Source organism: Halobacillus rhizosphaerae, from assembly GCF_046719735.1.
GTDB classification, from domain to species: Bacteria; Bacillota; Bacilli; order Bacillales; family Halobacillaceae; genus Halobacillus_B; species Halobacillus_B rhizosphaerae.
The window spans coordinates 159,505-169,698 of the sequence record NZ_JAUTWQ010000014.1 but is presented as its reverse complement, the minus strand read 5'-3'; the positions used below and the strand labels follow the sequence as shown (position 1 = coordinate 169,698).

General features: G+C 41.9%; 10 protein-coding genes. All 10 read left to right on the top strand.

Annotated elements, in window-relative coordinates:
* A partial coding sequence (locus Q7A53_RS15600; RefSeq protein ID WP_411790115.1) for an IS3 family transposase occupies positions 1–107 on the top strand: 107 nt, incomplete at its 5' end.
* Positions 108–887: 780 nt separating this feature from the next.
* On the top strand, positions 888–1,424 hold the full coding sequence (locus Q7A53_RS15595) for a TetR/AcrR family transcriptional regulator (RefSeq protein WP_411790109.1): 537 nt from the start codon (positions 888–890) through the stop codon (positions 1,422–1,424).
* A 256-nt stretch (positions 1,425–1,680) separates the two neighbouring features.
* On the top strand, positions 1,681–2,577 hold the full coding sequence (locus Q7A53_RS15590) for a beta-keto acid cleavage family enzyme (RefSeq protein WP_411790108.1): 897 nt from the start codon (positions 1,681–1,683) through the stop codon (positions 2,575–2,577).
* On the top strand, positions 2,577–3,533 hold the full coding sequence (locus Q7A53_RS15585) for an L-carnitine dehydrogenase (protein WP_411790107.1): 957 nt from the start codon (positions 2,577–2,579) through the stop codon (positions 3,531–3,533). The genes Q7A53_RS15590 and Q7A53_RS15585 overlap by 1 nt, the downstream gene beginning before the upstream one ends.
* A 19-nt stretch (positions 3,534–3,552) precedes the next feature.
* A complete protein-coding gene (locus tag Q7A53_RS15580; protein WP_411790106.1) occupies positions 3,553–4,029 on the top strand; it encodes a thioesterase family protein in 477 nt (158 codons plus the stop codon).
* Between the two features lie 36 nt (positions 4,030–4,065).
* Positions 4,066–5,265, top strand: coding sequence for a quaternary amine ABC transporter ATP-binding protein (locus Q7A53_RS15575; RefSeq protein ID WP_411790105.1), 1,200 nt, complete (start codon positions 4,066–4,068; stop codon positions 5,263–5,265).
* Positions 5,262–6,092, top strand: a complete 831-nt coding sequence (locus Q7A53_RS15570; protein ID WP_411790104.1) for an ABC transporter permease — start codon at positions 5,262–5,264, stop codon at positions 6,090–6,092. Before Q7A53_RS15575 ends, Q7A53_RS15570 begins: the two co-directional genes overlap by 4 nt.
* 21 nt (positions 6,093–6,113) lie before the next feature.
* Entirely contained in the window at positions 6,114–6,995 is an 882-nt protein-coding gene (locus tag Q7A53_RS15565) for a glycine betaine ABC transporter substrate-binding protein (protein WP_411790103.1), read from the top strand.
* Positions 6,996–7,117: 122 nt separating this feature from the next.
* Positions 7,118–8,812, top strand: coding sequence for a CocE/NonD family hydrolase (locus Q7A53_RS15560; protein WP_411790102.1), 1,695 nt, complete (start codon positions 7,118–7,120; stop codon positions 8,810–8,812).
* Positions 8,813–9,150: 338 nt separating this feature from the next.
* A complete protein-coding gene (locus Q7A53_RS15555; protein ID WP_411790101.1) occupies positions 9,151–10,179 on the top strand; it encodes a LacI family DNA-binding transcriptional regulator in 1,029 nt (342 codons plus the stop codon).
* Positions 10,180–10,194 lie beyond the last annotated feature (15 nt).

Sequence of the window (10,194 nt, the reverse complement as noted above, 5' to 3'; positions counted from 1 at the left end):
AAATAGAACTTGAGAAATTCATCATCAACTATAATCACAAACGAATTAAATCAAAACTTCGAATGAGTCCTGTGCAATATCGTGAAAAACTTCAAGAAATAGCTTAATTACATAGTGTCCAAATATAAGGGGTCACTTCACTCCCTGTGGGGTCTCGCCTAGCACCTTCTCCCACGGGAGTCTCGTCATTTCCTTCGCCACCCCTACGTTTAAATAGTGAACGGCCCCTTTTCCAAGTCACTGAATCCATTTTCTTACTCTTATAAAATCATGATTATAAATGTGAGGTCCATTTCTACCTTGTACATGTAGAGCTTATTATTGTCACACTTCTTTTTATATTTCCTTTCTCTCCTTAATCAAAAAGAGAGGTGGGAAATCAAGGGACTCCTTCCAGACTTCGCATCATCATTCTCTAGAAATCATTTCAAGTCACCACCTAAAAATGAGTTGGAAATTTAAAAGATTTCTTTGTTCTCGATTCTTCAGTAAAAGGGGAGAAATCGACCAACGACTTACTTTTTTCCTGTTCATAATGTTCATTTGATGGGATAAAGAATATTGTTCCCTATGATTTACTTTCATGAAGGGATTGCTTGGAAATGACTCGGCCAGCTGCATCGCCCAGACACTCGCGTCATAAGCCGACCTCCACTCTCTGGTAATCGTAAAGGAAATTTTCTAAATATCTCGAAACGGGAGCTAAACTGGAATAATGAATTCCTATAATCAGGCTCTCGTATAACTACTAGCACTAAGATCTAACATTAATTTTTATTAGCTGAATGAATATGTAAATGAGAACGGGGTATAGAAGAAGTAGTTGAAACTATACCATCCTGCTTGTATAGTTAACAGCATAAATTTGTAAGTTAAGGGAGATTCGAATGGGCAGAAGTTCTCGGAAAACAGAAATTCTTCATGCTGCTTCAAAGATCGTCAGTGAAGAGGGTATATTCAATTTAACTTTAGAAGCCGTTGCCAAACAAGCAGGCATTTCTAAAGGGGGTTTGCTCTATCACTTTCCGTCTAAAGAAGCATTAGTTAAAGGAATGGTTGAGCATTTGGCTGCCAACTATCAAGAGAAAATCAGAGAGAACGCTGAAGCGGACCCCGTGAAAAAAGGGAGATGGACCCGTTCTTTTCTTGATGTCACCTTTAATCAAAGTTATGAAAATAAGGATATGAATGCGGGCCTGATGGCAGCAAAGGCGGTTAACTCTGATTTATTACATCCCATTCGCGAAGCTTATTCTAACTGGCAGCATGAGATTGAAAATGACGGACTTGATCCCGTTCAGGCTACTATTATCCGTCTGGCTATTGATGGTATTTGGTTATCAGAACTATTTGATATCTATCAAATTGAGACTACGAAAAAAGATGAAGTGTATAGAACATTGAAAGCTCTGACAGAAGAATAATCCAAGCTTTATTGGCTCTACCCAACCGGGTGGAGCTTTTTTTGCGTGGAAAAATCCTTTCTTGTACCAGTCTTCTAAACCACGCCGTATAACTGAATTGTAAGCCTTTTCTACATAATTACTTCCTCAATAGTTTGGCAAGACCCCCTTGAAACAAAACCGTCTGGATGGTACAGTTTTGAATGTGTTGAAAAACCGTCTGGATGGTACAGTAATTTTTTTTATATAGATAATTAAGCAGAAGGAGGCAGTCAATATGACTCAAAAAGTATTACTCACTGCGGCTGTTACAGGGGCCGGAGATACGACCGAAAAAAATCCTCACGTACCGGTTACGCCTAAGGAGATCGCGGATTCAGCAATTGAATCGGCTAAAGCAGGGGCAACAGTTGCCCATGTGCATGCAAGGGATCCAAAAACGGGCGGCATCAGTCATGATCCTGAACATTACCGTGAAATTGTCGACCGGATTCGAGAGTCAGAAACCGATGTGATCATTAATATTACTTCTGGAGGCGGCGGTGACTTTATTCCAAGTCTTGCTACGCCGGCAGCAGGTGGAGAAGGTACGGATATGCAAACACCGGCAGAACGACACGAGCCTGTTGGAGAGCTGCTTCCGGAAATGTGCACGCTGGACTGCGGCAGTACAAACTTCGGAAATATGATCTATCTTAGCCCGACAGATTGGCTTCGTGAGCAGGCGAAACTTGTCCAGGAAAGCGGCGTCAAGCCTGAACTGGAATGCTTCGATACTGGCCATATTCGTTTTGCTAAACAGTTAATAGCTGAAGGTCTGGTTGACGGCGATCCGATGTTTCAATTCTGCCTGGGAATCCCTTGGGGAGCTGAAGCTGACGCTGAAACGATGTTATATATGAAGAATCGTCTTCCTGAGAATGCAAATTGGTCTGCCTTTGGAATCGGCCGGATGCAAATGCCGATTGCAGCACAAGCAGCATTAATAGGCGGTAACGTACGAGTAGGTTTAGAAGACAATATTTACTTGAAAAAAGGTGTTATGGCAAAAAATGAACAACTGGTTGATAAAGCAGCTGGCATGCTTCACGGAAATGGCATCGATATTATGACACCGCAGGAAGCACGCGAACAATTCAACCTTAGAAATCCATACAAGGGAGGTCAATCCTAATGACAACAATTAAAAATATTACCGTAGTTGGAACGGGGGTCATTGGCAATGGCTGGATCGCTCGTTTTCTAGCGCAAGGTTATGATGTTATCGCTTTTGATCCAGCAGAAGGTGCTGAAGAACGTACTCGGAATGCCGTCCAGCTTGCTTGGACTTCTCTAGAAGAACGAGGTCTTGCCGAAGGGGCAGACCAGAATCGTTTAACATTTGCACAGACGATCGAAGAGGCAGTCTCTCATGCAGACTTCATTCAAGAAAACGTGCCAGAGCGTGAAGAACTGAAGAAAAGCGTCCTTGAGCAGATCGATGAGCATAGTAAACAGGAAGCTATTATTGCTTCCAGTACGTCAGGAATCATTCCGAGTACGCTGCAATCCGGTATGCAGAATCCAGAGCGATTCATTGTTGCTCATCCATTTAATCCCGTATATTTACTCCCGCTTGTAGAAGTTGTTGGAGGAAAGAATACATCCTCTGCCACTATCAAACAAGTGTGCGATTTCTTTGAGTCAGCAGCTATGAAACCTCTTGTTATTCACCGCGAAATTGATGGTCACGTGGCTGACCGTTTAATGGAAGCTTTGTGGCGCGAAGCTCTGCACCTTGTCAATGATGGTGTGGCGACAACGGAAGAAATCGATACAGCTATTATTTATGGAGCAGGATTACGCTGGGCACAAATGGGACCATTCTTAACTTTCCACTTAGCAGGTGGAGAACAAGGAATGCGCCACATGCTAGAACAATTCGGCCCTGCCCTTAAGCTGCCTTGGACGAAACTGGAGGCACCAGAATTAACGGATGAGCTAAAGGAACGTGTCATTGAAGGCTGTGAAAGCTATGCTGGTGATGAATCTGTCGCTGAGCTAGAAGCGAAACGCAATGAGTTCCTCGTGAAATTACTAGATTTAGTGGAAGATTACTGGCCAGCATCTAAAAGTCTTGCTAAAGAGTAAAAAAATAGAAGATGGAGTGATGAATGTGCTTGAATCTGCATTTAATTATCAGGATCATGTCCGACATGAATGGGTCGATTATAACGGACATATGAATGACGCAGCCTATGCCGCTGTTTTTAGTCACGCGGTGGATCAATTCATGGATTACATTGGCTTAGATGAACGTGCCCGTGGATCCTATGAATATACGATTTTTACTTTGGAAACACACCTTTGCTACTTAAAGGAAGCGCATGAACAGGAAGAAGTTAATGTTTCCATCCAAGTATTAGATCACGATTCCAAAAGGATGCACGTTATTTTTACTATGAAAAACGGCAAAGGCGATTCACTTGCAACTAGTGAGCAAATGTTAATGGGAATGAGTACCGCAGAGAACCGGCCGGCGCCCTTCCCTGAAACAGTAGCTCATATTATTCAGCAAATAAGTAAAGCGCATGAACATTTAGATACACCTAAACAAGTGGGCAGACAAATTAGGATAAGACGATAAGTCATCACTTGATCAGGAATATAGAGGAGAATGTTTATGAATAAGATAGAAGTCAATAATATGACGAAAATTTTCGGAGCTCATCCCCATAAAGGGCTGGAACGTTTAAATAAAGGAGAACAAAAGGATCAAATTCTTGAAGAAACAGGATTAACGGTAGGGGTCAACCAAGCCTCCTTTGCCGTTAAGCCTGGCGAATTCTTTGTCATTATGGGACTGTCCGGAAGCGGTAAGTCTACCTTGATTCGTTTGGTGAACCGTCTTATTGAACCTACTGCTGGTGAAGTCTACATTGACGGCGATGATATTACGAAAATGACTCAGGACAAGCTTATTGATACAAGAAGGAAGAAGCTTGGCATGGTATTCCAGAAATTTGGTCTGTTTCCCCATAGAAACGTCCTGGATAACGTAGGCTACGGTCTAGAAATTCAAGGGATGAAGAAAGCGGAAAGAGAAGAAAAAGCGAGAAAATCAATCTTGGATGTTGGGCTAAAAGGATATGAAACAAGCTATCCCGATCAATTAAGCGGCGGAATGCAGCAACGTGTCGGCCTGGCAAGAGCGCTTGCCAATGATACGGACATTCTGTTGATGGACGAAGCCTTCAGTGCGCTTGATCCGCTCATTCGTAAAGAGATGCAGGATGAATTGCTTCATTTGCAAAAGAAATTAGGCAAAACGATTTTATTTATTACCCATGACTTGGATGAAGCTTTAAAACTCGGGGACCGTGTTGCCATTATGAAAGATGGGCGGATTGTTCAGGTGGGTACCTCGGAAGAAATCCTTGAAAATCCGGCGAATGATTACGTCTCAAACTTTGTAAAAGATGTTGATCGTTCGAAAGTTCTTGAAGCGAATCATGTCATGCAGAAACCTGAGGTGTTAACCACCTATAAAGATGGTCCGCGTGTAGCCGTTAGAAAAATGGAAGAAGTCGGTGCCTCTAGTATTTTCGTCGTCGATAAAGAAGACAATTTCAAAGGACTGCTGACGATTGACGACGCCATTCATGCTTATAAAAACGGGACACCTTTAGAAAATGTTCTGATTGAAGACGTAGATACAACATCTCTTACCACCCCGCTCAATCAATTAATAGGAATTGCCGCGGAGACGAAATATCCGATTGTGGTCCTTGAAGATGGAAAATTGATGGGGATTATCTCAAGAGTTTCTATTCTTTCAGGCTTAGTACTCGGTAAAGATCAAACAGAGGAGGATGCATCATGAATTATTTCTATTTTCCATTAGAAGAATGGACGAATACATTTGTGAATAGTTGGCTTCTCCCTGTATTGGGCGGCTTCTTTGATCAAATTAGCATTGCGCTGGGAGCGTTCATTACAGGAGTAACGAATCTGCTCATGGCGATCCCTCCAGAAATTATTACTCTTGTTCTTATGTTACTCGCGTGGAGAGCAGCTGGGAAAGGAATTGCTTTATTTACTTTAATCGGCTGCATTTACCTAGGATCGGTCAATCTGTGGGATGGAGCGATGCAGACAGTGGCCGTGGTCATTGTTTCTACGATTTTATCCATTATCGTCGGTGTGCCGGCTGGGATTTTAAGTGCAACCAACTCAGTATTTGACAAAATTATTCGTCCAATTTTAGATTTCATGCAAACCCTGCCAAGCTTTGTATATTTAATACCTGCCATTCTATTATTTGGACTTGGCGGCGTACCCGCAGTTATTTCAACATTTGTCTTCGCAACTCCCCCTGCCGTACGTATGACGAGTTTAGGGATTAAACAAGTCCCTGCTGATGTTGTGGAAGCATCAAGAGCATTTGGATCGACTTCTAAACAGCTGTTGTTTAAAGTTCAGCTTCCAATGGCAGTACCGACCATTATGGCAGGAATTAATCAGACAATCATGTTAGCTCTGTCCATGGCAGTTATTGCTTCCATGATTGGAGCACCCGGTCTTGGTTCTACCGTGCTTTCAGGAATCTCCAAAGTGAATGTTGGTCTTGGATTAACAGGTGGATTAGGAATCGTGGTCTTAGCGATTATTCTTGACCGAATTACTCAAGGTTTAGGAAGAAAAGTATAAAACTAAAGGAGAAGATGACTAATGAAAAAGCGTATAGTATTAGCAGTAATCACTACTTTATTATTATCGATCATGGCAGCTTGTTCCTCAGATAAAGAGGCAAGCAGCAAATCTTCAGATGAATCAAGTAAGGGAGAGACAATTACTTTCGGCGTAACCCCTTGGACAAGTACGGTGCCTCCGACTAAGATTGCCGGGCTGATTTTAGAAGACATGGGTTATAAGGTGAAAGAAACGAAAGCCGATGCCGGTGGAGTTTACATGGGTCTTTCACGCGGAGATCTTGACGTATTTATGGATTCATGGCTTCCAATGCACAAAGTATATTTGGATAAGTTCGGAGATAAATTAGATGATACTGCCGTCAGTTATCCGAAAGCTGCTACTGGCTGGGTTGTTCCAACTTATATGAAAGATATCAATTCTGTTTCCGATTTAAAAGGAAAAGAAGATGAGTTTAACAACAAATTTTATGGCATTGAAGAAGGCGCTAGTGCCACAGAAGAGTCCAACGATATGATCAAAGACTACGGACTGGATATGAAACAGGTGAATTCTTCTGAAGGCGGCATGATCGCCCAAGCTTCTCGTAAAATTGCTCAGAAGAAGCCGGTCGTATTCTTTGGCTGGCGTCCACACAGCATGTTCAACAAGTTTGATCTCAAAGTTCTGAAAAACGACAAAGGGTACTTTGAATCCTCTTCCGTTCATGTCATCACGAACAGCAAGCTTAAAGATCGTGCTCCTGATGCCTACAAGTTCTTAAGCAATTGGAGTATTTCAATTGACGATGTAGAGGAAATGATCGTCCAGATCGAAGAAAAAGGGAAAGATCCGGAGAAAGTGGCTCGTGAATGGATCAATAACCATCAGGATAAAGTAGATAAAATGATGGGTAAATAAGAAGCAGAGATAGGACCTGTATAGTGATATGCAGGTCCTTTCATAATTCCTCCTAAATGGAATCATACGTGTGTAGATTGGTTAAATAGTACCTTTTCAATAAGAGGAAAGAAGGGTGAAAAATGCTAGAAAATCCCTCTATTATTATAGATAAAGATGTACCTTGTAAACTAAGAGATGGGACAATTCTATACTCTAATATTTACCGGCCCCAAACAAATGAGGCTTACCCCGTCTTGCTTACCCGTCACCCTTACAACAAGAATCTTCCTGACTTTTCTCATCGTTATGTAGATCCACTAGAATTGGCACGCTCCGGCTATGTTGTTATTATCCAAGACGTACGGGGCAGGTTTGCTTCTGAAGGAGAGTTTCAGCCTTTTATTCAAGAGCCAAAGGATGGGTATGACACAGTAGAATGGGCTGCGAACCTTTCGTATAGTGATGGAAATGTGGGGATGTTTGGTTTGTCCTATTACGGGTTTACGCAATTGTACGCAGCATCAGAGCGGCCCCCATCCTTGAAGGCGATTTTTCCTGCGATGTCAGGGAGATATTTTTATGATGCCCTGATTTCCACGGGTAGCATCTTTCATCTTGGCCTGTTTACTACATGGCTGCTAGATTCTGTGGCTCCGGATTATTTAAATAGAATCCAGAACCCTGAGAGTCATATGAAAACTATTCATCAGGATCTAAACCGAATTTTCGATTGGTACGCCTACAAACCAATGAAAGATTGGCCGCCGCTTCATATTCATCCGTCCCTGGGAAAATTGTTTACTTGTTATTTATATGCGAATGAGAGAATCATAGATGAAGTGCATAGGAAATCAGAAGCGAAGGCTTTGGATCTGCCTGCCTACCACTTAGCGGGCTGGTACGATTGCTTTTTAGAGTCTTCTTTAAAAAATTATCAGGAGATGAAAGAATCCTCTTCCGTTCAAAAACTTATTGTAGGTCCATGGAGTCATGGGAATTTCCAAGCGTTAATTGGCGAGAGATTCTTTGGAAATCAAAGTTCAGGAAGTTCGATTGAACACAAAGAAAGTCTTACGTCACTTCACATTAAATGGTTTGATCGATGGCTCAAAAATCAAGGAGAGACAGATTTAGAGACAGAGCCTGTCCAACTATTTATTATGGGCGTTAACGAATGGCGGGGAGAACAAGAATGGCCATTAGCTCGAACGAAGTATACGCCCTATTATTTATCGAGTGATGGAAATGCCCATCAGTATTCGGCTAAGTTAACCCCTCAGCTTCCTTCGTCTGTGGGATATGATTCTTACATTTATGACCCGGAGAATCCTGTGTCGACTAGAGGAGGTGGGACACTGTTTTATTTAGGAATGAACAGCGGTCCTGTAGATCAACAGGATTGGAAACGCAGGGAAGATATACTTGTTTACACCTCCAGCGTATTGGAAGAACCATTGGAAGTCACCGGTCCAGTGAAAGTAATTCTCTATGCTGCGTCCGATGTTCCATCCACTGACTTCACGGCTAAACTGATTGATGTTTGTCCAGAAGGGAACGCCTATAATTTAACCGATGGGATCAATCGGGTAGCTGTTAGTTCTGGAGAGGTTCAGCGTTATGAAATTGAGATAGGGTCCACAAGTAATGTGTTCTTTCCTGGACATTCACTTAGAGTGGAGATTTCTTCAAGCAGTTTCCCTCAGTATGATGTAAATCCTAATACTGGAGGTTCAACGTTGGAAAGTACCGAAATGCAGAAGGCGAGACAAGTCATTTATCAAGGAGAGAAATATCCTTCCCACATTCTATTACCGGTCATTGCTCAAATCCAATAGAATAATAAGGAGCCGCTCAAAAAACCATTGTAATTTGAGCGGCTCTCTATCATAGGTGAAAAGAAGTTGTGATCCGACCTTTTTTACAAATAGCTTCCTATTAATAAGCGAGGATAATAATCTTAGGAAAGACTTGCTTGGAGAAGTATACTGTTTATTAAATTTTCTGTAATATTGATAGCTTTCTGTTGTCCTTGCCAAGTACTCATGTTATTATTTACATAATCTTTTTACCAATAGGAATGTGCAAACGTATGCGCAAGCTATTTGAAAAGATTATGGATCTATTTTTTTAATCATTTATGAAAGCGGATTCACTTATTCCAAGGAGGGGGAGCATGTCGGTCACAATCAAAGATGTCGCCAAGAAAGCCAATGTTGCACCCTCTACAGTGTCCCGAGTGATTTCAAACAGTCCGCGGATTAGCGAAGCAACCAAACGTAAAGTTCGAGGCGTTATGAAAGAGATGGGGTATCACCTTAACTTTAATGCTCGGGTCCTCGTCCGCAAATCCACCCAGACTATTGGGATTGTAATGAAGTACTCGTCCAGTCATTCTCTAGACAACCCATTCTTTTCAGAGTTATTGAGGGGAATCAGTGCTTCCTGTCATGAAAACGATTTCAGTATTAATCTTACGACCGGTGATTCTGAGGGAGCAATTTTTAAAGATGTCGTTAAAATGGTACAAGGGAAAAGAGTAGACGGTGTCATTGTACTGTATTCGAAGAAAGACGATAAAGTCGTTCCTTATTTAAAGGAGGCCGGCTGTCCTTTTATCATGGTTGGTACTCCAGCTGGGAGGGACAAGGAAATCTTATATGTCGACAATGATAACACTCAGGCAAGTAAAGAAGCGGCGAATTATCTGCTTAAATTAGGGCATACAAAAATTGGATTTATCGGAGGAGATTCACATTTTGAAGTCACTAGTGACCGATTGGAAGGGTACATACAAGCCTTGAGGGAAGCAAATCTTCCTGTTCATAAATCCTACATCAAGACGCTAGAGTTTGAAACCACCCGCTCCTATCAGATCGTTTCTGAAATTGTTAATTTGTCAGACCCTCCAACTAGTCTAGTGATTTCAGACGATTATAATGCCTTGTCCGTGCTTGCTGCTTTACAAGAGAAAAATATATCTCTGCCTGAGGAAATGAGTGTGATCACGTTTAACAACACGATGATTACCAGACTTTCCCGTCCCAAGCTTACGACCGTAGATACCCAGTCCAGCAAGCTCGGTTATGAAGCTGCCAGGAATTTGATCGAGCAATTACAGCACCCTGATATAGTAAGAAAACCTGTCATTATTCCTGCAAGCATTGTGAAGAGAGAGTCCTGTAAACCGATGAAAGTTAAATGATAAACCAAAGAGGAG

What these genes read in the sequence shown, in the direction of transcription:
- Q7A53_RS15570 (WP_411790104.1), top strand. Translation starts at nt 5,262, where the DNA reads ATGAATTATTTCTATTTTCCATTAGAAGAATGGACGAATACATTTGTG.
- Q7A53_RS15590 (WP_411790108.1), top strand. Translation starts at nt 1,681, where the DNA reads ATGACTCAAAAAGTATTACTCACTGCGGCTGTTACAGGGGCCGGAGAT.
- Q7A53_RS15565 (WP_411790103.1), top strand. Translation starts at nt 6,114, where the DNA reads ATGAAAAAGCGTATAGTATTAGCAGTAATCACTACTTTATTATTATCG.
- Q7A53_RS15585 (WP_411790107.1), top strand. Translation starts at nt 2,577, where the DNA reads ATGACAACAATTAAAAATATTACCGTAGTTGGAACGGGGGTCATTGGC.
- Q7A53_RS15580 (WP_411790106.1), top strand. Translation starts at nt 3,553, where the DNA reads ATGAATGTGCTTGAATCTGCATTTAATTATCAGGATCATGTCCGACAT.
- Q7A53_RS15560 (WP_411790102.1), top strand. Translation starts at nt 7,118, where the DNA reads ATGCTAGAAAATCCCTCTATTATTATAGATAAAGATGTACCTTGTAAA.
- Q7A53_RS15595 (WP_411790109.1), top strand. Translation starts at nt 888, where the DNA reads ATGGGCAGAAGTTCTCGGAAAACAGAAATTCTTCATGCTGCTTCAAAG.
- Q7A53_RS15555 (WP_411790101.1), top strand. Translation starts at nt 9,151, where the DNA reads ATGTCGGTCACAATCAAAGATGTCGCCAAGAAAGCCAATGTTGCACCC.
- Q7A53_RS15575 (WP_411790105.1), top strand. Translation starts at nt 4,066, where the DNA reads ATGAATAAGATAGAAGTCAATAATATGACGAAAATTTTCGGAGCTCAT.